General features: G+C 73.9%; 21 protein-coding genes and 2 pseudogenes. 8 read left to right on the top strand and 15 right to left on the bottom strand.

Annotation, left to right across the window (positions count from 1 at the left end; all coding sequences use genetic code 11):
• Window positions 1-7 precede the first annotated feature (7 nt).
• Both ACGFZP_RS27225 and ACGFZP_RS27220 read left to right on the top strand, forming a co-directional pair.
• The gene (locus tag ACGFZP_RS27225; RefSeq protein ID WP_392937970.1) at window positions 8-472 is read left to right on the top strand and encodes a hypothetical protein; all 465 of its coding nucleotides are present in this window, start codon (window positions 8-10) and stop codon (window positions 470-472) included.
• Window positions 418-573, top strand: a pseudogene (locus tag ACGFZP_RS27220) (pentapeptide repeat-containing protein); the annotation flags it as partial. The gene ACGFZP_RS27225 and the pseudogene ACGFZP_RS27220, both read left to right, overlap by 55 nt.
• A gap of 240 nt (window positions 574-813) precedes the next feature.
• Here ACGFZP_RS27220 and ACGFZP_RS27215 read toward each other — a convergent pair.
• Entirely contained in the window at window positions 814-1,137 is a 324-nt protein-coding gene (locus ACGFZP_RS27215; protein WP_392937967.1) for a hypothetical protein, read from the bottom strand.
• Between the two features lie 127 nt (window positions 1,138-1,264).
• Window positions 1,265-3,223 (bottom strand): FUSC family protein, encoded by a 1,959-nt coding sequence (locus ACGFZP_RS27210; protein WP_392937964.1) that lies wholly within the window; start codon window positions 3,221-3,223, stop codon window positions 1,265-1,267.
• Between the two features lie 266 nt (window positions 3,224-3,489).
• On the opposite strand from ACGFZP_RS27210, the gene ACGFZP_RS27205 reads away from it, so the two are divergent.
• Window positions 3,490-3,927, top strand: a complete 438-nt coding sequence (locus ACGFZP_RS27205) for a hypothetical protein (RefSeq protein ID WP_392937961.1) — start codon at window positions 3,490-3,492, stop codon at window positions 3,925-3,927.
• A gap of 398 nt (window positions 3,928-4,325) precedes the next feature.
• Window positions 4,326-4,784, top strand: coding sequence for a ricin-type beta-trefoil lectin domain protein (locus ACGFZP_RS27200; RefSeq protein WP_392937958.1), 459 nt, complete (start codon window positions 4,326-4,328; stop codon window positions 4,782-4,784).
• 154 nt (window positions 4,785-4,938) lie between these two features.
• Here ACGFZP_RS27200 and ACGFZP_RS27195 read toward each other — a convergent pair whose 3' ends face one another.
• Window positions 4,939-7,152, bottom strand: coding sequence for an MMPL family transporter (locus ACGFZP_RS27195; protein WP_392937955.1), 2,214 nt, complete (start codon window positions 7,150-7,152; stop codon window positions 4,939-4,941).
• A 262-nt stretch (window positions 7,153-7,414) separates the two neighbouring features.
• Here ACGFZP_RS27195 and ACGFZP_RS27190 point away from each other — a divergent pair, with 262 nt between their 5' ends.
• The gene (locus ACGFZP_RS27190) at window positions 7,415-8,656 is read left to right on the top strand and encodes a sensor histidine kinase (RefSeq protein WP_392937952.1); all 1,242 of its coding nucleotides are present in this window, start codon (window positions 7,415-7,417) and stop codon (window positions 8,654-8,656) included.
• Window positions 8,657-9,010: 354 nt separating this feature from the next.
• Window positions 9,011-9,283, top strand: a pseudogene (locus ACGFZP_RS27185) (CocE/NonD family hydrolase); the annotation flags it as partial.
• 88 nt (window positions 9,284-9,371) lie between these two features.
• Here ACGFZP_RS27185 and ACGFZP_RS27180 read toward each other — a convergent pair.
• The gene (locus ACGFZP_RS27180; protein WP_392937949.1) at window positions 9,372-9,794 is read right to left on the bottom strand and encodes a MerR family transcriptional regulator; all 423 of its coding nucleotides are present in this window, start codon (window positions 9,792-9,794) and stop codon (window positions 9,372-9,374) included.
• Window positions 9,795-10,033: 239 nt separating this feature from the next.
• On the opposite strand from ACGFZP_RS27180, the gene ACGFZP_RS27175 reads away from it, so the two are divergent.
• Window positions 10,034-10,774, top strand: coding sequence for a PIG-L deacetylase family protein (locus ACGFZP_RS27175; protein WP_392937946.1), 741 nt, complete (start codon window positions 10,034-10,036; stop codon window positions 10,772-10,774).
• A 138-nt stretch (window positions 10,775-10,912) separates the two neighbouring features.
• Here the strand turns inward: ACGFZP_RS27175 and ACGFZP_RS27170 are convergent, their stop codons facing one another.
• The 3 genes from ACGFZP_RS27170 to ACGFZP_RS27160 form a co-directional block, all read right to left on the bottom strand.
• Window positions 10,913-11,593: a DedA family protein gene (locus tag ACGFZP_RS27170; RefSeq protein ID WP_392937943.1), complete on the bottom strand. Its 681-nt coding sequence runs from the start codon at window positions 11,591-11,593 to the stop codon at window positions 10,913-10,915.
• A 50-nt stretch (window positions 11,594-11,643) separates the two neighbouring features.
• Window positions 11,644-11,838, bottom strand: a complete 195-nt coding sequence (locus ACGFZP_RS27165) for a DUF1918 domain-containing protein (protein WP_392937941.1) — start codon at window positions 11,836-11,838, stop codon at window positions 11,644-11,646.
• A gap of 161 nt (window positions 11,839-11,999) precedes the next feature.
• Entirely contained in the window at window positions 12,000-12,701 is a 702-nt protein-coding gene (locus tag ACGFZP_RS27160) for a TetR family transcriptional regulator (protein ID WP_392937939.1), read from the bottom strand.
• 230 nt (window positions 12,702-12,931) lie between these two features.
• Between ACGFZP_RS27160 and paaI the strand changes: the two genes are divergently transcribed.
• Window positions 12,932-13,399, top strand: a complete 468-nt coding sequence (gene paaI, locus ACGFZP_RS27155; protein ID WP_392937937.1) for a hydroxyphenylacetyl-CoA thioesterase PaaI — start codon at window positions 12,932-12,934, stop codon at window positions 13,397-13,399.
• A 63-nt stretch (window positions 13,400-13,462) separates the two neighbouring features.
• On the opposite strand, the gene ACGFZP_RS27150 is transcribed toward paaI, so the two are convergent.
• The 8 genes from ACGFZP_RS27150 to ACGFZP_RS27115 all read right to left on the bottom strand — a co-directional run bounded on the left by ACGFZP_RS27150 (window position 13,463) and on the right by ACGFZP_RS27115 (window position 24,130).
• Entirely contained in the window at window positions 13,463-14,719 is a 1,257-nt protein-coding gene (locus ACGFZP_RS27150) for a phenylacetate--CoA ligase family protein (RefSeq protein WP_392937935.1), read from the bottom strand.
• 14 nt (window positions 14,720-14,733) lie between these two features.
• On the bottom strand, window positions 14,734-15,606 hold the full coding sequence (locus ACGFZP_RS27145; RefSeq protein ID WP_392937933.1) for an SDR family oxidoreductase: 873 nt from the start codon (window positions 15,604-15,606) through the stop codon (window positions 14,734-14,736).
• On the bottom strand, window positions 15,603-16,922 hold the full coding sequence (locus tag ACGFZP_RS27140; protein WP_392937930.1) for an MFS transporter: 1,320 nt from the start codon (window positions 16,920-16,922) through the stop codon (window positions 15,603-15,605). Before ACGFZP_RS27140 ends, ACGFZP_RS27145 begins: the two co-directional genes overlap by 4 nt.
• Entirely contained in the window at window positions 16,919-18,145 is a 1,227-nt protein-coding gene (locus ACGFZP_RS27135) for an AMP-binding protein (protein WP_392937927.1), read from the bottom strand. Before ACGFZP_RS27135 ends, ACGFZP_RS27140 begins: the two co-directional genes overlap by 4 nt.
• Complete coding sequence (locus ACGFZP_RS27130) at window positions 18,142-19,350, bottom strand: RimK family alpha-L-glutamate ligase (RefSeq protein WP_392937925.1); 1,209 nt, start codon at window positions 19,348-19,350, stop codon at window positions 18,142-18,144. Before ACGFZP_RS27130 ends, ACGFZP_RS27135 begins: the two co-directional genes overlap by 4 nt.
• A gap of 100 nt (window positions 19,351-19,450) precedes the next feature.
• The gene (locus ACGFZP_RS27125; protein ID WP_392937922.1) at window positions 19,451-20,845 is read right to left on the bottom strand and encodes a KamA family radical SAM protein; all 1,395 of its coding nucleotides are present in this window, start codon (window positions 20,843-20,845) and stop codon (window positions 19,451-19,453) included.
• A gap of 6 nt (window positions 20,846-20,851) precedes the next feature.
• The gene (locus ACGFZP_RS27120; protein ID WP_392937920.1) at window positions 20,852-22,558 is read right to left on the bottom strand and encodes a class I adenylate-forming enzyme family protein; all 1,707 of its coding nucleotides are present in this window, start codon (window positions 22,556-22,558) and stop codon (window positions 20,852-20,854) included.
• 216 nt (window positions 22,559-22,774) lie between these two features.
• Entirely contained in the window at window positions 22,775-24,130 is a 1,356-nt protein-coding gene (locus ACGFZP_RS27115; protein ID WP_392937917.1) for a flavin monoamine oxidase family protein, read from the bottom strand.
• Between the last annotated feature and the right edge of the window lie 25 nt (window positions 24,131-24,155).

Below are 24,155 nucleotides of genomic sequence, written 5' to 3'. Positions count from 1 at the left end.
AGTTGGCATGCTGTGGGCGGCCCCGCCGGCCTCCGCCACGGTCTCCGGGGCGAGCCTGTCCGTGGACCGGCACACGGCGACTGCGGGCACGCTGCTGACCATCAGCCTGTCCCTGACCAATACCGAGTCGACCGACATCAACTTCGCCTACGAGTTCATCCAGCCGACCTGGCCCGAGAACGAGGCGCTGAACACCTACGCCATCGTCTCGTGCACCGGCGACACCGTCGACTGCACCCACACCGACAAGCAGGCCTCACTCCACCTCACCGCACCGATCCCCCCGGGCGCCACCCGGACGGTGACCCTGGGCGTGCAGATCGCCTCGGACCTGTCCTGCTCGGGGCAGCGCAACCTCAACTGGGCGCCGTACATCTACTACGAGTTCGACAACGCGACCCAGGTCAAGGACGAGATCTGGATGTACGGCCTGCCCTCGCTGCAGACCACGATCTCCTGCCCCGTCCCGTAGCCCTGGCGCCTGCCTGCCTGCCTGTCTGCCTGCCCGGAACGGACCTGAACGGAACGGACCTGAACGGAACGGACCTGAACGGAACGGACCTGAACGGAGCCGAACTGAACGGGACGGCGGACGGCGGCGTACGGGCCCGGGCCCCGACCCCCCCCCCCCCCCGGCGGGGCCGGGGCGGGCAACCCGGCGCGCAGACCGTAGCTCACCGCCGGAACGGGCCCCCCCCCCCCCGCCCCCCCCCCGCCCCGCCCGGCCCCGCCCCCCGCGCCGGGGGGCGGGGGGGGGGGGGGGGGGGCGCCGGGCCCCCCCCCCCCCGGCCCGCCGGTCGGGTCGGGGGCGGGCTACCGGGAGCGCTGACGTTCGATCAGCGCGGTACCGGCGACCGCCGCCACCGCTCCGGCGGCCAGCAGGCTGCCCCGGGAGCGCCAGGACAGCATCGACCACCGCGACTGGGCGGAGAGGATCGAGCCGGTGCTCAGGAAGGAGCCGGCCGAGAGGAGGGATAGCGCCGAGCCGACCGAGCCGATCGACAGGACGCTGCCGACCGACCCCACGGAGAGCACGGACCCGACCGATCCGATCGAGAGGGTGGAGCCCGCCGAGGCGATCGACAGCACGGCGTCCTTGGACCAGAGTGAGCGAAACGAGCCTGAATGCTGGGACATGGGTTGATCGTACGATGCGCCCCCGGGCTCCTGCCGGTCACCCGGAACGGGTGCTGACCAGCCCTCAGCTCTTCGCCCCCGAACGCCCCGGCGCCCATCCGGCGCCCATCCGGAGCTCGTTCGGCGTTCAGCCCGGGCCGGGTGCGGCGACCGCGCGGGCCGCCCGGACCTCGTCGCGCAGCGGCGCCAGCACGCCCGTCGGCCCGTCCGGCCCGTCCGCCTCCTCCGGTGCCCGGGCCAGGGTGCCGCTCGACCGCACCGCCTCGGCGAGCTCCCGCAACTCGCCCCCGATGGCGGCCACCTCCTCGGCCGGCGGGGCGGGCGCGCCGTGGTCGACCCGGACCCGGGTGGCGGTGGTGGTGTCGACGATCCGCTCGACGGCGATGACCAGCGGCCACCAGGCGGCGGCGCGTGCCCCGGTCGGCGGCGGCTCGGTCAGCGCCCGCTGGAACTCGGAGCGCACGGTGGACAGGTCGCGGTAGAGCCGGCGCCGGTACTTCAGCCGGGCCGTCTGGTCCGGCCGGGGTTCGAAGGCGAGGGCCACATAGACCGCCGTGTCCGACACCGCGTCGGCGAGCCGGTCGCCGATCCGGGTGTGCCAGGACTCCGGCCACAGCAGGTAGCCCGCGACGAGCGAGATCGCACAGCCGATCAGCGAGTCGTACAGCCGGGGCAGCACCAGGTCGAAGCCCTGCTGGTTGAGGAGGTCGGAGAGCAGCAGGATCACCGGGGTGATCGCCGCGGTCTGGAAGGCGTAGCCCTTCGCGGAGACGGCCGGGATCAGCGTCGCGAGCAGCATCATCACCGGCACGTCCCACCAGCCGTGCGGTACCGCCGCGAGGACGGGCATGGCGATCAGCAGACCGGCCGCGGTACCGAGGGCGCGCAGGACGGCCCGGGAGAAGACCGAGCCGAAGTCGGGCTTCATCACGAAGGTGACGGTCAGGGTGACCCAGTAGGAGCGGGGGACGGCGATCACCGAGACCAGGGCCTGGGCGAGGCCGATGCACAGCGCGAGCCGCAGCCCGTAGCGCCAGGACGCCCCGGACAGCATCACGGCCCGCAGCGCGCGCCGGGTCCGGATCCGCACGGGGGCGGGCCGGCCCAGCCGTTCGGCGACGCCGTGCAGGTCGGGCCCGGTCTCGTGGACGACGGTCGCCGCGTACCGCAGCGCGTGGTCCACGGCCCGCTCGGTCGGCCCCTCGGGCTCCGGCAGGGCGAGTGATGCCGCTCCGGTGCGGCCGGCCCCGACGGCGGCGGCGAGTTCGCGGGCGGCCGCCGGGTAGGCGTCCGGCAGCGGTCCGAGCGAGGACGGGCGCAGCTTCGCCGAGGTGGCGGCCTCGACCACCGGGATGACGGCGTTCAGCTGGGCGAGCAGCCGCACCAGCCCGGGGGAGCGGCCGTGCCGACGGGTGCGGTGCGCGAGCAGCAGGTCGTAGGACTCGTTGAGGGAGTGCGTGACGGTCCGCCGCTTGTCGTCGTGCGCGGGCGTGCCGGCCGCGGCGAGGAACTCGGCGACGGCCCGGTACGTCCGGGCGACGGCGGTCCGCTCGGGGACGCCGCCGCGCAGCGGCCAGGCGAACAGCGCGAGGAGGAGCACCAGCACGCCGCCGAGGGTGAGCAGCAGGGGAGCCTTCCACCAGGGGGTGGGCATCGGCAGGCCGGCGCCGACCACCGCGTCGAGCAGGAGCAGCAGGCCGGAGGCGGAGGCGACCGCGCCGATCGAGGAGATCATGCCGGAGACCAGCGCGATCACGGTGAGCACGGCGACGGCGACCCAGCCCTCCCCGAACACCAGGGTGCCGAGGGCCACGCCGAGGGCGCCGAACAGCTGGGGGACGGCGATGTTGAAGACCCGCATCCGGTAGGCGTCGGCGGTGTCGCCGATGACGGCGGAGAGCGCGCCCATCGAGACCAGCGCGCCGTACGAGGGCCGGTCGGTGGCGAACCCGACGGCCAGCGGTGCCGAGAGGGCGACCGAGGCGCGGGCGACGGCCGCCCAGGGGATCGGTGCCGACCGGGGGCGCAGGCCCGCGGCGAGCCAGCTGGGTGGTGCGAGCCGCGCGGCCCGAGCGCTCCGTGCCATGGGGCCAACGTACGGCCCCGGCGCCCGGTGGGCCCGGCACGCGGACGGCGCGGCGTCCGGGCTGCGAAGCGCATGACCTCCGGTGCGACCTGGCGGGCGTCGACCGGCGAGATTCGGACACATGAAGGCTGAAATCGTGATTTAGCTTCAAGAGCAAGGTTGGAATTAGATATTCCGCTCGAATCCATGGCAGTATCTGGGGTGTGAAGCATGAAATGTCACATTGCTTCACGGTGTCATCCATTCCTACGAACGGGAAGCATTCGATGAACCGGCTCCTCGCCATCCTCGCCGGCACCGCCGTCCTGACCGCGGCCGGCGCGGCTCAGGCCACCGCTCGGCCCGCCTCCGAGACCGCCTCGTCCATCCCCACGAGGACCTGCGTCTCCGGCTACCAGGGCATCCTGCTCACCGAGCTCTGCGCCGATGTCGACGGCGACCTGATCACGCTGACCGGTCACGCCGCCCCTGCCAGCATCACCTGGACGGAGCGGGCCGTGCCCTTCAGGCTCTCCGCCTCCGTGGCCGGCGGCGCCGAACTCGGCACCGACACCCCGAGCGCCGTCATCCCCAAGGGCGGCCGCTGGGTGGGCCGGGTCTCCGGCGCCGTCCCGTGCGGCTCGACCGTCGAGGGCACCTTCCTGGTGACGCAGTGGGGCTGGCCGCCGTCGACCGCCACCATCTCGGTGCCCGTCCCCTGCTGACCCCCCGCCCGGCGCGCGGCTACGGGACCGGCCCGCGCACCCGGCCGCGGCAACGGCAACGGCAACGGCAACGGGCCGTGCACCTCGCAGGTGCACGGCCCGGCCCTGACCGCGAGGCGTGACGTCGGTTGTTCATGGGTTCGGGGGCGTCCTGAACCGCGGTGGGCGATGTCGATGGCGTGCCGCTGTATGACATGCCATCTGCATACGCATCTCATACTGCCATCAGCAATGACGGTGAAATTGTACCGATTTGGCGGCGCTGGAGATCTTGTTCTGGATCCTCAAATTAAGCTCAACGGGGGGCTGTTGAGGGCATTCTCCGGTTAGCCTTTGGGTCGTCGGGAAAGCAGTTTGCTCTTCCGAAAAGATCACCGTCTATCGGAATGGGGTATTCCGTGCTCCTCCGTTCAGCAAAGATCATATCCGCATTCGCCCTGGCGGTCGGCGCCGTCACTGCCGGTTCGGTGTCCCCGGCCTCCGCGGCGCCCGTCCCGGGTGACGGCATGTCGTTCATGCTGCAGAACGTGGCCACCGGGAAGTGCCTGACTGCCACCAGTGCGGGCGCCGGCTTCGCCGATGTGGTGCTCCAGGGGTGCGACCGTTACAACTCGTCGCAGTGGTGGGGCAACAACGGGGAAAAGCTGATGGAAATGAACTACCGGGGGGTCTGTCTGGTCAACCAGAACGGCCAGCCCGGCACCGCGATCTGCAGCTCGAACAACCCGAACTGGTGGTACGGGTCGAACCCGTCCACCCTCTGGTCGACTTCGGGCGGCTATCTCACCACGGGGGGTTACACCGCCTGGTTGGGCCCCAACCAGGGCAATTTCAGCCAGTGGGCCCGGGTTTTCTGACCGGTCCGTGCCGGGCGGCCGAAATTCATTTCGGCCGCCCGGTCGCTACTGTTGCCGGCTTGACGGGGTAGGCCTGCGATGTGTTCGGATCCGAAAGTCCGCCACGGCTTCCTGGTTCGACGGCTTCGGGCTTCCGGTGAACATCCGCAGCACCTCAGTACACCGTGGCCCGGTCGGGCTGCGGCGCGGACGCACGGTGCTGCGGGTGCTGCGGGTGCTCGGCCGCGGTGGGCCGCGGGCGGAGCGGCCACCAGATGGCCCGGCCGAGGAGTGCGGCCAGCGCCGGCACCAGCACCAGCGAGAGGACGAGCGCCGAGAGCATGATGCCGAGCGCCATCGCGAAGGCGACCTGTTCGCTGCCCGGGGTCGTGGCGAGCGTGGCGAAGGAACCGGCCAGCACCAGCCCGGCCGTCGCGATGGCCGGAGTCGTGTGCCGGACCGCGCGGGCCACGGCGGCGCGGGCCGGGCCCGGCCGCTGCATCTCCTCCCGGATCCGGTCGGTGATCAGGATGTTGTAGTCGGTGCCCAGCGCCACGACGAACAGGAACAGCACCAGGGGGAGGGTGAAGCTGACCCCCGGCTTGCCGAGGACGTGCTGGAACAGCAGTGTGGCGGCGCCGAGGGTGGCGGCGAAGCCGAGCCCGACCGCGAGCATCAGGACCAGCGGTGCGAGCAGGCTGCGCAGCAGCAGCAGGAGGATCAGCGCGATCAGCGCGGCCGCGACCGGGAACACGATCTTCAGGTCGTGGTCGACGGCGGTGGAGATGTCGGCGAAGATCGCCGCCGTCCCGCCCACGTGTGCCGTCGTCCCGGCGGGCGTGTGCCCGGCGACCGCGGCCCTGATCGGACCGGAGGCCAGGTCGCGGGCCTGCCTGCTCTGCGGGTCGGCGGTCGTGTAGAGGTCGATCCGGGCGGCACGGCGGTCCTCGGCGAGGACGGTCGGTGCGACCTGGCCGACGCCGTCGACCCGGGCGAGCGCCTTGGCGAGGCCGTCCAGCCGGTCGGTGGTGAGGGCGGTGCCGTCCGTGGTGGCGACGAGGACGCTCGTCGGGTCCGACACCCCGGCCGGCATCGCGCGGGAGATCTCGGCCGCGGTGGCCGCGGCGGCCGTCCGGGCACCGGAGTCGCCCCGGCCGTAGTCCATCCGGATGCCGACCATCCCGGCGGCCAGGGCGGCGAGAAGGGCGACGGAGACGGCAAGCATGGTCAGCGGTCGTCGCGCCACCAGCGTGCCGAAGCGGGCGGCCCGGCCTGCGGACGGCTCGCGGCGCAGGGTCTTGGAGGGCCAGAACATCTTGCGCCCGGCGGCCGCGAGCAGGGCCGGCATGAGGGTGAGGCTGCCGAGCAGCATCACCAGGACGGCGACGGCGATCGCCGGGCCCAGCGAGCGGAACTGCCCGAAGGTCGCCAGCCCCAGGGTGGCGAACGCGGCCACGATGGTCAGCGCCGCCGAGGTGATCGCGGTGCCCACCCGGCCGGAGACCTGTGCGGCCGCCTCCCGGGCGTTCTGCTCCGGCCGGGCCCGCAGGTGCTCGCGGAAGCGGAACAGCAGGAACAGCAGGTAGTCGATGCCGATGCCGAGCAGGACCACGTTGATCAGCCCCGGAGTGCCCGCGTCGAGCTTGCGCCCGGTGAGCATCGCGGCACCCGAGACGGCTCCCCCCGCCACACCGCCGATCATGGCGACCGCGACCAGCGGCAGCACGGCCGCCAGCACACCGCGGAACACCAGCACGTTGAGCAGGACGATGAACCCCATGACGAGGGCGCTCCCGACCAGCGCGGCGGTCTTGTTGTCGTCGGTGGTGTCGACGGTGTCGGCGAGCCCTCCGGTGAACCCGGTGCGCATCCCCGTCTCGGCGAACTGCGTCCGGGTGGCGTCCCGGAACGCCCGGTAGACACCCTGGACCCCCTTGTCCACGGGATTCCCGAGCAGTTGGACGGAGAGCAGTGCGAAGCTCCGGTCGGGCGCCGTCATCGCCGGGGCGATCCGGGGCGTCTGCGAGCGGTCCGGGACCATGAACGCCGGGAGGTCGTCCTCCCTGGGCATGGCCACCCGGCGCTGGGCCAGCTTCGCGGCCTCGGCGTCGATCTGCTTCTGGTCGGCGGGCCCGAGGGCCTTGCCGTCGGAGCGGGCGACCAGCACCGTCACCGTGGTGGCGTCGGGGTCCACCCCGAACCGCTCCTGGGAGATCTGCAGCGCGGCGGCCGAGTCGTAGCTCCGGGGCAGGAACTCCCCGGTCTGGTTCTGGGTGACGCGGGAGATCAGGATCGGGGTCAGGGCGCTCAGTGCGACGCCCAGCACCACCCAGAGGGTGATGACCTTCCACGGGTGTCTGGTGGAGTATCCGGTCAGGGCGCGGATCACGATGTCCTCCGGCGGACGGACTTGAATGCGGACGTCTGCCGGGGGCTCCCGGCCGGTCTCCAGACCATCACCCCGAGGGCCCGTCGGACGTCATGGCGGCGGCTGATCCGGGCCGGGGTCCTGGGGCCCTCCCCGGCCCGTGACCAGGACCCTGGTCCTGGTCACGCGGCTGAACTCGGTACTGGGTCCGATCCTGCCGCGGCGACCGCTGTGCAACGCTGTCCGGAGGGGCCGGGAGGTCGGACGCAAGGGGAAACAGAACATGCTCAGGAGCCGACACACCGCGCCCGACGGCGCCGAGCCGCCGCGCACCGGCGCCGCCCGGGAGCCGCTGCGCTCCGGCGCCGCCGAGCCGCTGTGGCCGCACGGCGACGCGCTCGTGACGGTCGGGGCCTGCGCGATGAACCTGCTCAGCTACGTGTTCTTCGACGACCCCGCCGGCCGGCACCAGGTGAGCGTGGCCGGGTTCCTGCTCGTCGCGCTGGCGGCCGTGCCGCTGCTCGCCCGGCGCAGCCACCCGGTGGCGGTGCTCGCCGCCGTCCTGGCGCTCGACGGCGCGGTCGCGCTGGCGGTGTCGCTGCCCCGCCACTTCGGCGCCGTCCTGGTGGTCGCCCTGTACTCGGTCGCCCGGGCCCGCCCCGGCCGGGTGACGGCGGTCGCGGCCGCCGCGACGGTGCCGCTGACGCTGCTGTGCCAGGGGAGCGGCTGGATCCCGTCCTGGCAGGAGGCCGTCGCAGCCCCCCTCACCGCGCTGATCGTGGTCGGCACCGCGCTGGCCGTCAACCGCTGGCAGCGGGAGGTGGCGGCCAACCGCAGGCTGCTGGCCGACCGCGCGGTGGCCGACGAACGCCGCCGCATCGCACGGGAGTTGCACGACATCGTGGCCCACCACATCACCGCCATGCAGCTGATGGCCGGCGGGGCCCGGGCCAACATCGGCGAACCGGAGGTGGTCCGGGACGCCCTGGTCACCCTGGAGGCCTCCGGGCGGCTGGCACTGCGCGAGATGCGCCAGCTCCTCGACGTGCTGCGGGCCGGCGACGAGCCGGAGACCGGGCCTTCACTGCCCCAGCCCGGCGCCGACGACCTCGACCGCCTGGTGGCCGAGTCCCGACTTGCCGGGCTGCCGACCGACTTCAGCGTCCACGGGCCGCAGCGTCCACTGCCGCCGACCGTCGGCCTCACGGTGTTCCGGATCGCCCAGGAGGCCCTCACCAACGCCCGCAAGTACGCCGGACCGGCCCGCGCAACCGTCCGGCTGACCTATCGTCAGGACCGGGTCACCGTCGAGGTACGGGACGACGGCGGGGGCGGGCCGCCGCAGGAGGGGGCGCCGACGGCCGGTCCGGGTGGGTACGGCCTGATCGGCATGCGTGAGCGCGTCGCCCTGCACGGCGGCACCCTCGCCGTCGGCCCGCAGGCCGGTGGGGGGTTCGCGGTGGTGGCCGATATCCCGTTGGCCGCGGAGGAGGCGGGCGGGGCGCTGGTGCCGGCGCGCCGGTGACCGCCGGGGCCGGACCCGGCCGTGGCCGGGAGTGGGACCGGGAGTGAGGCCGGAAGCGAACGAGGGGTGCCGGTCGTTCTCCTGATCGAACGTCAATCCCACACTGCAGAAGGTGCGTTGCCGGGCAACCGCCCGTGGCGCGCAGGCGCACCGTCCGTGTGCGGAACTGTCCCCTTCGGCCGCCACGACCGAAGGGGACACCCGTGCCACCACCCCGCTCCCTGCGCCGCCCGCTGACCGCACTGCTGGCCGTGCTCGCCGCACTCGCGTGCCCGCTCACACCGGCCGCCGCCGCCGACCCCGCAGGCGCCGCCGCCCGCGAACTGCCGCGGCTCCAGTCAGCTGTACGTGGCGATGCCCGACGGCGTCCGGCTCGCCGTCGACGTCTGGCTGCCACCCGGCACCACCGCGGGCCGACGGCTGCCGACCGTCCTGGAGACCGAACGCTACTGGCGCTCCAGGGAGCACGCCGGCGGGCCCGGGAACGACCCCAGGGCCGGAGCCGCGGACCGCTGGAACGCGTGCGGCTACGCCTACGTCCTGGCCGATCTGCGCGGCACCGGAGCGTCGTTCGGCACGCTCGACGCCGAACTCGGCAGCACCCTGATCGCCGACAGCGGCTCGCTCGGCGACTACGCCAACGGCCCGGAGAGCTGGGCGGTCACCAGCGTGGCGGAGCGCGGCCGCGCCATCAGGGCGGGCGGCGTCCCGGTCCTCACCGACGCCGGCTGGCTGGACGCCGGCACCCCGAACGGCGTGCTGCAGCATGGCGGGCGAGGCCGTCGCGCAGCCCGGTCAGCCGGGCGATCTCGGCGTCCAGCTCGGCCAGCCGGTGCTCGACCACCGGGGCGAAGGTCTCCGGCCCCGCCTCCCCGGTGGAGGCACAGCTGCGCGGCGGGTCCTCGGCGAGCATGTCGAGCCGGTGGGCGCGGCTGCGCAGATCCTCGACGGTCAGGCCGAGCGCCAGCAGCCGCCGGATCGCGCCCAGCCGCGCCACCTCGGCCGGCCCGTACTCGCGCTGGCCCGAGGTGGTGCGGACCGGCGGCGGCAGCAGGCCGCGCTGCTCGAAGAAGCGCAGCCCGCCCGACACCAGCCCGGCCACCGTCCGCCCGGCCACCGTCCGCGGTCCGCCCGACACCTGCGCCGCAGCTCGGGCGGGCTGGTGTCGGGCACGGCAGGACTCCTGGACGGACCGGGCAGCGGCGGTCCCGCTGCGGGTGCCGGGACGCCAACCCCTGACCCGCGCGTCAGGGCCAAGGCGACGGCCCGGAGCGGTGTCTGACGGCCGGTCGGCGCGGCGATCTTCTAGAGTCGCCTGCGGCGCGACCGTACGACCGATCCATCGCACACACGTACAGCACGAGAGGCAGCAGACCCATGAGCGAGCAGGCACCCGAGCCGTTCGAGCCGGTCAACGAGGACTGGCAGACCGCACTGGCGGTCGTCGCCCACCCCGACGACATGGAGTACGGCGGGGCCGCCGCGGTGGCCCGCTGGACGGCCCAGGGCAAGAAGGTCGTCTATCTGATGGTCACCAGCGGCGAGGCCGGGATCGACTCGATGAGCCCCGAGGAGTGCGGCCCGCTGCGCGAGGCGGAGCAGATCGCCTCCGCCGCCGTGGTCGGCGTCGACACCGTCGAGTTCCTCGGCCACCCGGACGGCGTGCTGGAGTACGGCCTGCCGCTGCGCCGCGACATCGCCCGGGCGGTCCGCCGGCACCGGCCGGACATCGTCATCACCAGCAACTTCCGCGAGACGTACGGCGGGACGTTCCTCAACCAGGCGGACCACATCGCGGTCGGCCGCGCGACCCTGGACGCCGTCCGGGACGCGGGCAACCGCTGGGTGTTCCGCGAGCTGACGGCCGAGGGCCACGAGCCGTGGAACGGCGTGAAGGAGGTCTGGGCGGTCGCCTCGCCGGAGTCCCGGCACGCGGTCGACACCACCGAGCACTTCGACAAGGGCGTCGCGTCGCTGGAGGAGCACCGGGCCTACCTGGCCGGCCTCGGCGGGGCGATGGCCGACGCGCGCGAGTTCCTGGAGGGCTTCGGCCGGGGCGCCGGCAGCCGGCTCGGGGTGCGCTTCGCCGTGCCGTTCGAGGTCTTCCCCCTGCACTGACCCCCTGCGGAGGTCCCCCGCACCGACCCCGCCACGACCGAAAGGGGCCTGCCCACCCGCCGGGCAGGCCCCTGTGGGCGGGCGTGCGGGCGTGCGGGCGTGCGGACCGCGAGCGCCGGCGCGCGGCGTCCTGCGGGGCTATGCGCGCCCGGTGCCGTTGCGGCGGCGGTGGCGCAGCAGCTGGCGCACGGCGAGTGCCGCGCAGAGTGCGCCGAGGCCGATCAGGAGCCACAGCTGGTAGCGGACCGCCGTCCGGTACACCGTGCCGATGTTGGCGCCGGCCAGGTAGCCGAAGGTCGACCAGACGCCGACCCACAGGGCGGCGCCGAGCAGGTTGAAGGGCTGGAAGCGGCGCCAGGGCATCTCGGTGGTGCCGGCGATGATGCCGTTGGTCTGGCGCAGCCCGTCCACGAAGCGGGCGACGGTGACGACCTTGCCGCCGTGCCGGGCGAAGAAGCCGTCCGCGCGCTCCATCCGGGCGGGGGTGAGCAGCACGTAGCGGCCCCAGCGGTGCACGAAGGCGCGGCCGCCGGTGCTGCCGATCAGGTAGCCGAGGCTGTTGCCGAGGACGGCCGCGCCGAAGGCGATCGCCACCACGGCCGCGAGGCTCAGGTGCCCGGTGCCGGCGTAGACGGCGGCCAGCACCAGCATGGTCTGGCCGGGCGCGGGGATGCCGCAGTTGTCGAGCAGGACGAACAGCGCCAGGGCCGGGTAGCCGTAGTGGTCCAGCAGGGGCGCGAGCGCGGCAAGCGCGCCGGGGAGCGGGGTGCCGGGTGAGGAGGGGGCGGCGGAGAGGGAGGGGGCGGAGAGCGCGGACAACGCGACTCACCGCCGCGCGCGGGTCGGGCGCGGGGCGGCGGGTACGCGGGTCAGTGGGTCTTCTCGCCGGGTTCGACGATGCAGTCCGGGCCCGGGTAGATCAGGCCCTCGTGGCCGTCCTCGAAGCGGACCATGTACGGCGGCTCGCCCCCGGCGCCGCGCACTTCGATGATCTCGCCCTTCTGGTCGACCATGCCCACCGCCCTGCTGTGGATGTGGAGCTGGTCACCTACCGCTGCGTGCATGGGCTGCTCCTCCGGTAGTGGCGGCTTCGGTGGCTGCTGTGCTGGTTCCACACCGTGCTGGTTCCACACTGCACTGGTTCCACACTGTGCTGCTTCCACTGTGCTGCGGCGGGGGCGGGCTCGCAACGGCTCGCCCTGCTGCCGCTCCGCCACCGCCTCCGTCAGCGCGGTGTGAGCGGTCCCCCGACCGGCCCGGTGAGCTGGTCGGCGAGGTAGCAGCGGACGAGCCGCTTGCACTCGGCGATCAGCGCCGGATCGCCGTCCGGGTCGCTCCGGAAGGCGAGCTTGAGGACGGCGTCCGCCGCCTCCAGGGCGACCCGCAGCCCCAGCGTGAGCGCCGCCGGGTCGGACGCGGTGAAGACCTCGCCCCCGAGGGCCTGCAGGCGCAGGGCGACGGCGGTGTTGTTGTCCAGGTCGGTGTCCAGTAGATGCCGGTCGTCCCGGACCCCGGCGGGCACGAGCGCACCCGCCAGACCGAAGTCCACCTGGCCGAATCCTGGGACGGCCCGCTTCATCGCGACGAACTCGTCCACCGCGAGGTCGGTGAACCCGGCCGGCCCGACCGGTGCCTCGGCGAACAGCCGGCGGTCCAGCCGCTGGAGGTAGAGCTCCAGGTTGCGGACGGCCAGCGCGGCGAGCAGGTCCTCCTTGCCGGAGAAGAACTGGTAGAGCGTGCCGATCGGCACCTGGGCGCGGTGCGCGACCTCCTTGGTCGTGAGTGCACCGGCCCCGACCGCGTCGAGCAGATCCGCGCAGGCGTCCAGGATCCGCTCGCACCGCTCCTGGCTGCGCTGCTGGACCGGCCGCCGCCGGGCCGCGCCCGGCCGTCCGACAGCCTGGTGACTCCTCGTGTCCGCGCTCATGGGGCCACTGTGCCGCATCCGGTGTTCCACCGGCGAATCATCCCGGTGAACACTCCCGCCCGGAGGCCGCCGACCCAGGGGCGGCCGGCCGCGCGCCCCGCACCGGGTAGGGCGCGGCGCCCGGTGGGCGTTGACCGGCGGGCGTTGACAGGCGGCGGGGCGGGTCGGTGTAATCCGGGGGCGATTGCGGCCGGCCGCGGGGGCCGTGCCCCGGAGGAAGGCAGGGCGGCATGGGTACGGATGTCGGGTCGACCGGGGTGGGGAGCGGCGCGATCTCCGGGCTCTACGAACGCGACCACACCTGCCGGACGCTGGGAATCGCCCTGGAGGAGGTGGCCCCCGGGCGCGCGCGGATGCGGATGACCGTCGCCGAGGCGATGGTGAACGGATTCGGGATCGCCCACGGCGGCTACCTGTTCCTGCTGGCCGACGCGGCGTTCTCGTACGCCTGCAACAGCCACGGCCCGGTGACCGTCGCCCAGGCCGCCCAGGTCACGTTCCTGTCCCCGGCCGCGGTCGGCGACGAGCTGGTGGCCGAGGCGGAGGAACGGTCGCGCTCCGGTCGGACCGGGATCTACGACGTGACGGTCCGCCAGGCGGGCGGGCAGGACGCGGCCGGAGAGGTCGTGGACGGGAAGATCGTGGCGGAGTTCCGCGGGCAGAGCGTGATGCTGCCGGGCCGGCCGTTCGGAGACTGACCGCGCGGGAGGCGCCGCCGGGGCGGGAGGCAACTGCCCGCCCCGGCGGCGACCCGGCGGCGGTCAGGCCGGCGGGCGCTCGTCCAGCACCTGCTGGAGCTTGCCGGTCCGCGGGTTGGTGACCAGCTCGGAGCGCGGCACCCACTCGACGGCGAGGTGGTGGACGGCGCCGGCCGCCACCTCGGCCGGGTAGAGTGGCCGCGCCGCGTAGACGGCCTCGACGAGGCGTCCGCTCAGCTCCTCGGGGGGCTGCTCGGTGCAGCCCAGGCGCAGGATGAGGCCGTCCCGGCCGTCCCAGCGGCGCTGGACCAGCTGCATCCCGGAGATGTACCGGTCGGGGTCGGCGGCGATCAGTACGGCGCGGATCTCCTCGGTCGGCATCGCGACCGTCCCCACCCGGGCGCCCTCGACGGACCGGCCGACCAGGCGGAACCGGCCGCGTGCGGGGTCGACCCACTCGGCGCGGTCACCGGTCGGGTAGCGCAGGATCGGCATCAGGGTGCGGAACAGGTTGGTGACCACGACCCGGCCGGGCACGCCGACGGCGGTGATCGGCTCGCCGGTCACGTCGTCGACCAGTTCCACCACCGTGCGGTGCGGGAAGGCCTCGTGGACGCGGACGTCGTCGCCCGGGACGGGGGCGCCGACCAGCCCGGCGTCGACCGAGGCGTAGCCGAGCGAGGACACCGCCGCCTTGGGGAACGCCCGGGTGAGGATCGGCCGCAGGTCGGCGAAGAGCAGGTCGCCGCCGAAGAGCAGCAGCTCGACGGAGTCGGCGCTCTCGCCGCGCTTGACCAGGCACTCGGCGACCGAGCTGAGCTTCATCGGCTCACCGGCCAGGACGTGCACTCCGAACCCGGCGATCAGGTCGGCCACGTAGTCGTCGGGCGCGGTGCCGCCGACCGGCAGCCGGACGTTCTCCACCGGCGCGTGGTGCAGGGCGTTCTCGATGTAGAGGAAGCCGCCGTAGAGCTCTCCGGCGCAGAACAGGTTGGCCACCCGGTGGCCCGGGCGCAGTCCGGCCTGCACCATGCCCGCACCGAAGGCGCTCACCGAGTCGGCGTGCTCGGTGCGCGTCCAGGGGGAGAACTTGGGGACGCCGGTGGTGCCGCCGGTCTTGTAGACGCCCGCGTCGCTCAGCGGGCCGGTGAGCAGGCGGTTGTCCGGCCAGGTGTTGGCGGCCCAGAAGGCGTTCTGGTCGATCAGGGGCAGTTCGGTGAGGTGCGAGATCGTCCGCGGTACGTCGCGGTACGTCTCCGCGTAGAAGGGGGAGTTGGTCCGGGCGAAGTCGACCAGGTCCTGTAGCGGTTTCGCGGGCACTGCTTCTCCTGCCTCTAGCTGGGGTCCGGTCGGCCGATCCAGGTGCGGGCGAGCCGTTGCACGCCCGCGCCGTCCCGGTCGGTCAGTTTCTGGTCGAGGTACGCGGCGGCCCAGGGGCCGGTGGGGACGCGGAAGGGCGGCCGGTCGGCGCGCAGGGTGTCCACCACCACCTCGGCGACCTCCCGGGCCGACTGGCCGGCGGCCTCCCAGCCCTGCCCGCCGACCCAGTCGAGGTAGTCGCCGAAGGTCTGCGCGTAGGGGCCGGAGGCCGCCCGGATGGTGGTGCGGTCGATGTCGGGGAAGACCCCGAAGTCGGTGTCCGGTACGAAGCCGGGCACCACGACGGACACCCGGACGCCGTGTGCCCCGGCGACCGGGGCGAGGCTCTCCATGAACCCCTCGACGGCGAACTTGGCCGCGCAGTAGGCCTCGTTGAACGGCTGGCCGACGAGGCCGTGCACGCTGCCGATGGTGACCAGCCGGCCGCGGGCGGCGCGCAGCAGCGGCATGGCGGCCCGGCTGACCGCGATCACGCCGAAGAAGTTCACCTCCAGGTTGGCCCGCAGCGCCTCGGTGGTCGACATCTCCAGGGTGGGGTCGAAGTTGGAGACGCCGGCGTTGTTGACCACCGCGTCCAGCCGTCCGTGGGCCTGCCGCACACCGTCGAGGCAGGCCGTCACGGAGGCCTCCTCGGTGACGTCGAGGCGGTGGACGTCCACGGTGGCGCCGGCCCGGCGGACCGCGTCGAGGAGTGGTCCGGCCCGGCCGGGATCGCGCATCGTCGCCACCACGGTGAACCCGGCCCGGGCGGCCTCGACCGCGGTGGCCAGGCCGATGCCCGAGGACGTCCCGGTGATCAGCAGGACCGGGCGCTCCGCCGCGGTCACGGCGCGCTCTCCGCGAGTGCGGTGCCGTCGGTCGCGGTGCCGTCGGCCGGGGTGCCGTCGGTCCGCGGCTTCGGCTCGCGGGCGGCGGCGTCGAGCAGCGGCTGGATCCCCAGGGCCGGGACGAAGGACAGCGCCGCCAGCAGCGTCCCGCCGGCCATCACCGCCCGGGCGGCGCCGAGGATGCCCAGCGGCCCGGTGAGCAGGGAGACGGCCACACCGCCGACCAGCGCGGCGAGCGGGATCACCCCCCAGGTGACGGTACGGAAGGCCGCGTGCATCACGCCCTGGTGCTGCGCCGACATCCGGGACTGCCGGGTGGGCGCGCTGCACACGTTGATGCAGGACATGAAGAAGCCGTAGCAGCCCATCGTCACCGCGATCACCGGCCCGGCCGGCAGCGCGGGTGCGGCGAGCACGCCCAGCCCGACCAGACAGTGCAGCAGCAGCGCCCAGGCCAGCGTCCGCCCCAGGCCGAGCCGCTCGCTGATTCTCGGCGCGACCACCGCGCCGACCAGCGCGCCCACGGCCGCGACCGACATGGCCGCGCCGAACACGCCGACCGAGACGCCGAGTCCGCGGTAGGCGAGCACCGGCAGCACGGTGACGAAGACCGGGCCGCCGCAGTTCAGCGTCACCGCCGCGACCACCACCCGCCGGAGCACCGGGTCGGCCCAGTTCAGCCGGAACCCGGCGGTCAGCCGCTCCCCGATGGAGCCGGGGACGACCGTCCGCTCGCCCCAGGGCGGCATGAAGCGGAAGCAGACCGCCGAGACCAGGTAGCTGGCCGCGTCCACCAGCAGGGCGGCCACGCCGAACGCGCTGTAGAGGCCGGCCGCGATGGACGGCCCGGCCACCTCGCACACCGAGCCGCTGCCCTCCAGCCGGGAGTAGGCGCGGACCAGGTCCTTCTCCGGGACGACGGCGGGGACGGCGACCAGGTACCCGACGTTGAAGAAGATCGTCGCGCCGCTGATCACCGCGACACAGGCGAACAGCAGCGGGGTGGAGAGGAAGTCCTGCCAGTAGGCGAGCGGGATGACCGCCACCGCCGCCAGCCGGATCAGGTCGCAGGCGAGCATGGTCCACCGCTTGTCCCAGCGGTCCACCAGCACCCCGGCGACCGGTCCGAGCAGCGGGATGCCCAGGTACTGGGCCATCGCGACCACGCCGACCTGGAGCGCCGAGGCGTGCAGGGCGAAGATCATCAGGGTCGGTACCACGAACAGGGTGACCCGGTCGCCCACCGTGCTGACGGTCTGTCCGGCCCAGAACAGGTCGAAGCCGCGCCCGAGCGGGGCCGGCCGGCGCGGCTTCACGCCTCCTCCCGGACCACGAAGGCGGCGGTCTTGCCGGTGCGGTCGTTGCTGACCAGCTCGTCCACCGTGCGGACCCGGAAGGACTCCGGGTCGTGCTGGAAGGCGGTGCTCAGCGTGAAGGTCGCGGAGAACAGCTCCTTGCGCAGCCGGTCGGTGTCCGGTGCCGCGTCCGGACCGGTCAGCAGCAGCACGTCCACGCCGGTGGCCCGGCCGCCCCGCTCGGTGACCAGGACCTGGGCCCTGGCCACCCCGGGCTCCTGCTCGACCCGGGCGACGATCTCGTCCACGTGCAGCCCCAGGCCGCGCAGTTGCACCACGGCGTCGCGGCGGCCCAGTACCCGCATGGCCCGGCCGGGCCGGCCGCACGGGCAGGCGGTGAGCTCCCCGGCGTCACCGGTGCGGTAGCGCAGCACCGGGTTGAGCATCTCCGGGTTGAGCGTGGTGAAGTCCAGCAGGCCGTCCGGGCCGACGTGCACCAGCTGCTCGGGGAGGGTGTGGAAGGTGTCCGCCGGGCAGTCCGGGGTGTTGGTGCCGACCACCCAGGTCTCGGTGCTGCCGAACATGCCCCAGCGCCGCGCGTTCGGCGCGACCGCGGCCATGTCCTCCTCCAGCTGGGGCTGCCAGGCCTCGCCGAGCCAGAGCACCTTGCGCAGCGCCGGCAGCCGCACCCCGGCGGCCCTGGCGTTCGCGAACCAGAGCCGCAGCACGCTCGGCGTCCCGCCGATCGCGGTGACCCCGCGGGCGGCGAAGAACGCCAGCCAGTCGGCGTACTCGTCCCGGGTGACCGAGCCCAGCGCGATGATCCGGCAGCCGCACAGGTCGGCCAGGGCCGCGGCGAGGAAGTGCGCGCCCCACATCCGGCCGGCGCCCCAGGCGTTGACGAAGACGTCGTCGCGGTCCAGCGGCCGCCAGTGCGCGTACACGCCCTCCATGTAGAAGCCGGTCGGCGCGTAGCCGACCTTGGGGGCGCCGGTGCTGCCGCCGCTCTGGAACAGCCAGGTGGCGGCCTGCCCGGCCTGCGGTTCCAGGTGGGCCAGCGCCACGTTGAGGTCGTCCTTCACCAGTGGCGGCAGCGCGGCCAGGCCCTCCAGGGTGGCCGGTCCGCTCTGCCCGTCGTAGCGCGGTGCCAGCTCGGGGACGGTTCGCAGCCGTTCCAGCGAGCGCCGGGCGACGTGCAGGTGCGGCTCGGCCGCCTCCGGGGGCAGCGAGAACACGTCCGTCATCGGGGTTCCGTTCCTGGGGTGATCGGGGTGATCGGGGTGGTTGGGGCGGTAGGGGCGTTGGGAGTGGCCGGGGCGGTGGCGAGCGAGGAGGTGTAGGGGCGGCCCGCGGCGGCGAACGGGTCGGCCGGGCGGGCCCCGTCGGCGAGCCACTTGGCGTGGCCGTCGCGGTAGGCGGTGAAGCGGGCGCGGGTGATGTCCCGCTGGAGGGTGCGGTGCGGGTCGTCGAAGTCCGGGGCGATCACCCCGTCCGGTTCGAGTTCGGAGAACCAGTACCGCTCGCCGTCGAAGAGGAAGTCGACGCAGAAGAACGGGATCGGCAGCCGCTCGGCGAAGTAGGCCGTCGCAGCGGCCAGTTCGGGCGGCACCGGCGGGAACTCCATGGTGCCGCCGCGGCTGGCGTTGGCCACCGGGGAGCCCGGCTCCGGGGTCCGCTTCATCACGGCCACGGGCTCGCCGTCGACCACGTACACCCGGTAGTCCACCGTGCCGTCGCCGAGGTACGGCTGGACCACCAGCGTGGTGTCGCCGCCCTGGGCCAGGCTGGCCAGCCCGCGCACGTCCTCGGGGCCGCGGGCCAGGTTGATCCCGCCGCCCCCGCACCAGCCGGACGGTTTGACGATCGCCGGGTAGGTCATGCCCCCCAGCGCCACCTCGTACAGGTGCTTGCTGATGTCCCGTCCGGTGCCGATCCGCACCGAGGGGATCGGCTGCACCGGGGAGCCCTCCAGGTAGAGCAGCGTGGCCAGCTTGTCGTTGCCGAGCAGCGAGACCTGCGGGGGGAACGGCAGGTAGAAGCCCGCCTGCTCCAGCACCGCGTACAGCGCGTACTGGTTGAAGACGTCCGCCGACTGGTACGGCAGCGAGTAGAGCGCGGTGATGAAGAGGGTGTCCTCCGGGGTGACGAGCTCCTCGTCGACGTAGACCCGCGTCCGGCCGCGGACGGTGGCGTCCACCGTCACCGCGTCGGGCGCGTGCCTGGTCCAGCGCAGCCCGAGCTCGGCTGCGGCCTCCGCGTACAGCTCCCAGAAGAAGTGCTGCCACGTCGCCGTCATCCGGGTGGACTCCCGGTCGGGGAAGATCCAGCACATCCGGCGCAGCGGGCCGGTGTCGTGCGCGGAGGTGGGGTGCGCGGAGGTGTCGTGCGCGGGGCTGGGGTGCGCGGAGGTGTCGTGCGCGGGGCCGGGGTGCGCGGGGCTGGGGTTCACCACTGCTCCTTTCCGAGGCCTCTCCGGTCCGTCCGGGGCCTTTCCGAGGTCATGGGAGTGCTGAGGCCATGGGCGTGCCGGGGGCGGGGGCGTGCCGCGGTCATGGGCACCGGCCGGCGAAGCGCTCGGCCCACCGGCGGCGGCCGGGCTCGGGCAGGGTGTCCACCGGGTCGTAGTACGGATGGCGTCGGTTGAGCACGTCGTCGAGGTCGCCGCCCTCCGCCTCCCGCGCCTCCAGACCGGTGCGGTAGTTCTTCGTCCAGTACGAGATGCCGAGTTCGCGGTCGTAGGCCACCGCCTGGTGCACCCAGCGCTTGCCGAGGTTCGGGACGTCGCAGACGATCCGCGGGGTGGCGTAGCCGGGCAGGTAGCCCATGATCGCCTCCTGGAGCCGCTGCGCCTCGTGGACCGAGGTCCGCCAGTGTTCGGCGTTCGGGATCATGTCGCAGAGGTAGAAGTAGTACGGCAGGACGTTCGCCTCGCCCTGGAGCGCGAAGCAGAGGTCCAGCAGGTCCTCCGGGGTGTCGTTGACCCCGCGCATCAGCACGCCCTGGTTGCGGACGTCCCGCACGCCCGCGTCCAGCAGCGCCCGGGCCGCCTCGGCGACCAGCGGCGTCACCGAGCGCACGTGGTTGGCGTGGGTGTGCACGGCCAGGTTGACCGAGCGGCGGGCCGCGACCGCGGCCACCCTGGCCACCCCCTCGACCACCCGCGGTTGCAGCCAGTGCTGCGGGAGGCCCACCACCGCCTTGCTGGCGAGGCGGATGTCGCGCACCGACTCCAGCTCCAGCAGCCGCAGCAGGAAGGCCTCCAGCCGGGGCCAGGGCACGTTGGCCAGGTCGCCGCCGGAGACCACCACGTCGCGCACGGCCGGGCTGCGCTTGAGGTAGTCGAGGATCTGCTCCTGCCGGTCGGCCGGCCGCAGCGTCAGCCTGGCCTTGGCCACCTGGGGGGTGGAGTTGCCGACCAGGTCCATCCGGGTGCAGTGCCCGCAGTACTGCGGGCAGGTGGAGGTCAGCTCGGCCAGCACCTTGCCGGGGTAGCGGTGGGTCAGGCCCTCCACCACCCACATCTGCGCCTCGTGCAGCGAGTCGCGCTCGGCGTACGGGTGGCTCGGCCACCGCGGGTGCCGCTCCGAGCGGACCGGCAGCATGTAGCGGCGGACCGGGTCGGCCAGGAACGCGTCGGTGTACCCCTCCGGATCGGTCGGGCCGTGCGGCGCCATGGTGTTGAGCATCTGCGGCGGCAGCAGCATCGACATCGTGGCGAACTCGGCCTGGTCGGCGGCGAGGTCCGCGTAGAACCGGTCGGTGAGCAGGCCGCCGACGACCTCCCGCAGCTGGCGGAGGTCCTTGACGCAGTGCGCCCGCTGCCACCGGGCGTCGCGCCACTCGGCCGCGGTGACGTCGCGCCAGCCCGGCAGCCGCCGCCAGTCCGGCTCGGTCAGTGGAGTGCGCAGGTACTGGTACGGCTGCCGGATCGCGTGGTGTTCCATCAGGTGCTACTGGCCGGTGAAGAGGGTGGCGAAGCGGGTGCGCAGCTCGCGCTTGAGCACCTTGCCGGTGGGCCCGAGCGGGAGGTCCTCGGGGTTCCGGGCGATGCGGACCGCGGCGAGCGCGGCCAGCCCGGCCTGCGCCAGCGCCTTGTTGGCGGCCTCCTGGACCTCCTCGGCGCTGCGCGCCGCCGCCTCGGACTGGAGGCGGACCACGGCGATCGGCCGCTGGCCCTCGCCGGGGCCGCCGGGCACGCCGACCACCGAGCAGTCCTGTACCAGGTCGGCGCAGTCGGCCAGCAGCACCTCCTCGAGCGGGAGGCTGTAGACCGGGCCGGCGGTGGTGTCGATGACGTCCACCGTCCGGTCGAGGTGGTGGAACCGGCCCTCGGCGTCGCGGCGGGCCACGTCGCCGGTGAGCCAGTACCCGGCCAGCTCGAAGCTCGCGGTGAGCCTGGCGTCGTTCCAGTAACCGGGGGTGCGCGACGGGGTGACCACGCCCAGCATCCCGACCGTGCCGTCCGGTACCTCCTCGCCCTGCTCGTCCAGGACCGCCGCCTTGAGGACCACCTCGAGCGGCTTGCCGACGCAGCGGTCGTCGCGTGCGGTCTCCGGTGTGGTCACCTGGCCGAACAGTGCCATGCCCATCTCGGAGGAGCCCAGCCCGTCGATGAACTGAGAACCGGGGAGGGCGGGTTGCCCGGTCTTCTCGCTCGGCAGCAGCCACGGCCGGATCAGCCCGGCCGGGCGCTCGCCGAGCTGCACCAGTCGGCGGATGTGGCCGTAGTGGGCGCTGTCCCCGGTGTTGAACCAGGAGTGCACCCGGGCGGCCCCCCTGACCGGGAGCTCCCCGGTGGCCAACTCGACGAACGTCCGCGGGAAGGAGGCGACCATGGTCGGCTGGAAGGCCTCCATCACCGGCTCCACGACCGTGCGCCGCCAGTCGGACATCACCACCGTCGGCAGGCCGAGCAGGGTGGCGGTGAGGAAGTAGCTGAGCCCGCCGGCGTGGGTGTGCGGCATCAGCGACATCAGCCGGTCCGAGGGCTCGGCGGGGAAGCGCACCATGCGGGGCTGCTTGCCGTCCCAGAACTGGCGGTGCGCCAGCATGGTGGACTTCGGGGTGCCGGTGGTGCCGGAGGAGTGGATCAGCGCGACCACGTCCTCGGGCGCGTGCCGGTACGGGTAGTCCTCCGGGAGCCCGGCGGCCTCGGCGTCGAAGGCCTGGACCTCGGCGGCCAGGGCGATGAAGCCGGGGCGGCGCTGCGGGTCCTCGCGGTAGGCGGCGGCCAGGCGGGTGGGGTCGTCCGCGACGACGCCGACCACCCCGACGTGGTTGAGGTAGCGGACCATGACGTCGTGCCGCATGGCGTCGTTGACCAGGGCCGGGACGGCGCCCAGTGCGGTGAGCGCGAGGAAGTGCAGCAGCGGCTCCAGGCCCTCGGCGACCACCACGCCGACCGGGTCGCCGGGGCGGACGCCGTTGGCCCGGTACCACTTGGCGTAGCGGTCGCGCAGGGCGGCGAGGTCCAGCAGGCTGTGCCCGCGCAGCACGACGGCGCCGCGGTGGTCCGTGTGGTGGGTGAAGGCGAAGGGCACGGCGCGGTTCGGGTTGACCGCGATGGCCTGGTCCAGGAAGTTGCCGGCGCCGAGGGAGGGCTCGGTCATCAGCTGTTCTCTGGCGGCGAGGGGGGCGATGGACGTCTGGTCGCTCATGGCGGACTCCCAGGGAAGGCGGCCCGGGCCGGGTTCTTGTGGAACCGGGGGCGGGCGAGAGAGAGGGGAACTGGTGTTCGATGAGAAGGGTGTCGGAGCTGGCGGTGGCGGTGGCGGCGGTGGTGGTGCGGGTGGTGGTGGCGGAGCAGGCGGTGGTGCGGGTGGTGGCGGTGCGGGCGGGGGCGGGGTGTCCGGGCTACCGCCGGGCTGTCGCCGTCACGGCTGGCGCCCGGCCGTCACCGGCGGGGGCGCCGCGGGGCCGTTCGGCGGCCCGGCGAGGACCTCCTCGACCACGCGGTGGCCCGAGCGGATCGCCCCCTCCATCAGTCCGAAGTACTCGGTGCTGGTCTCGGTGCCGGCCCAGTGCACCCGGCCGTGCGGTGCGGTCAGCGCCGGACCGAGCCGCAGCCAGTCCCCGGGGCCGAACAGCGCCGCGTAACAGCCCCTGCTGTAAGGCTCGTTGACCCAGTCGGTGACGTGGAAGCCGATCGGCTCCGGGAGCATCGGGAACAGCCGCGCGGCCTGCCCGACCGCCGCCGCCCGCTGCCGTGCCGGGTCGAGGGCCGCGAACCGGTGCGCCTCGGCGCCGGTGACGAAGCCCGTGAGCACGCCCACACCGCCCTCGGCCGGCGAGTCGTCCACCGTGGACAGCAGCGGGCCCTCGGAGTTCACCGACCAGCCCGACAGCCCGTGCCCGCGCCAGACCGGCTCGGGGTAGACCAGGTTGACCTTCACCGCGCAGCCGCGGGCGGTCCGCCCGCCCGCCCGCCGCACCGGTGGCGCCGGGCGCTGCTCCAGGGCGTCGGCCAGCAGTGGCGGCAGCGCCACCACCGCGACGTCCGCCCGGTACACGCCTTGGGCCGAACGGACGGTGACCCCGTCGGCGTCCTGGTGGACCGCCTCGACCGGCTCGCCGAGCCGTACCCGGGGGCCCAGGCGCTCGGCCAGCCGCTCGCACACCAGGTGCGCCCCGCCCGCGATCCGGTCCTGCTGCGCGCCGCCCTCGAAGGCGTTGAGGTAGCGCAGTCCGCCGCCGGAGCGGAGGTAGAACGCCATGTGCAGGACCGACAGTTCGGCCGGGTCGGCGGCCATCATCTCGCCCAGGAAGAGCGGGAGGAAGAGCCGGGCGTCCGGGTGGGTCAGCTGCTCCCCGGCCCACTCGGCGACGGTCGTGGTGTCCAGTCGCTCGGCGTCCGGGGTGAGCCAGGGCGCCTCGGGCCGGACGGCGGCGGTCAGTTCGTCCAGCAGCTCGAACAGGTCGCCCAGGGCGACCGCGTTGAGCGGGGGGAACCGCCCGTCGCGGGTGGCGTCCGCGCCGCCGAGTGCGAAGCGGCTGGCGCCGGACATCGTGGTCGGTGTGGTCTTGAGGTCCAACTGCGCCATCGTCGCGAGCAGTTCGGTGTGCCGGTCGCCCAGGTAGGCGGCGCCTGCGTCGATCTGGCGGCCGGGTGCGACCTCGATCCCGCGGGTGCGGCCGCCGACCCGGTCGCGGGCCTCCAGGACGGTGACCTCGATGCCGCGGGCCGCCAGTCCGGTCGCGGCGGTGAGGCCGGCCAGACCGGCCCCGACCACGACGGCGGAGGTGACGCCGCCTGGT

It is taken from the genome of Kitasatospora sp. NPDC048239 (assembly GCF_043202015.1).
Classification (GTDB): domain Bacteria; phylum Actinomycetota; class Actinomycetes; order Streptomycetales; family Streptomycetaceae; genus Kitasatospora.
The sequence above is the reverse complement of the archived record's forward strand: the minus strand, read 5'-3'. Positions and strand labels throughout refer to the sequence as shown.

Bases quoted from the DNA above. Each gene is read 5' to 3' on its own strand.
- ACGFZP_RS27225 (WP_392937970.1), top strand. From the start codon at position 8: ATGCTGTGGGCGGCCCCGCCGGCCTCCGCCACGGTCTCCGGGGCGAGC.
- ACGFZP_RS27215 (WP_392937967.1), bottom strand. From the start codon at position 1,137: ATGTCCCAGCATTCAGGCTCGTTTCGCTCACTCTGGTCCAAGGACGCC.
- ACGFZP_RS27210 (WP_392937964.1), bottom strand. From the start codon at position 3,223: ATGGCACGGAGCGCTCGGGCCGCGCGGCTCGCACCACCCAGCTGGCTC.
- ACGFZP_RS27205 (WP_392937961.1), top strand. From the start codon at position 3,490: ATGAACCGGCTCCTCGCCATCCTCGCCGGCACCGCCGTCCTGACCGCG.
- ACGFZP_RS27190 (WP_392937952.1), top strand. From the start codon at position 7,415: ATGCTCAGGAGCCGACACACCGCGCCCGACGGCGCCGAGCCGCCGCGC.
- ACGFZP_RS27175 (WP_392937946.1), top strand. From the start codon at position 10,034: ATGAGCGAGCAGGCACCCGAGCCGTTCGAGCCGGTCAACGAGGACTGG.
- ACGFZP_RS27165 (WP_392937941.1), bottom strand. From the start codon at position 11,838: ATGCACGCAGCGGTAGGTGACCAGCTCCACATCCACAGCAGGGCGGTG.
- ACGFZP_RS27160 (WP_392937939.1), bottom strand. From the start codon at position 12,701: ATGAGCGCGGACACGAGGAGTCACCAGGCTGTCGGACGGCCGGGCGCG.
- paaI (WP_392937937.1), top strand. From the start codon at position 12,932: ATGGGTACGGATGTCGGGTCGACCGGGGTGGGGAGCGGCGCGATCTCC.
- ACGFZP_RS27135 (WP_392937927.1), bottom strand. From the start codon at position 18,145: ATGACGGACGTGTTCTCGCTGCCCCCGGAGGCGGCCGAGCCGCACCTG.
- ACGFZP_RS27125 (WP_392937922.1), bottom strand. From the start codon at position 20,845: ATGGAACACCACGCGATCCGGCAGCCGTACCAGTACCTGCGCACTCCA.
- ACGFZP_RS27120 (WP_392937920.1), bottom strand. From the start codon at position 22,558: ATGAGCGACCAGACGTCCATCGCCCCCCTCGCCGCCAGAGAACAGCTG.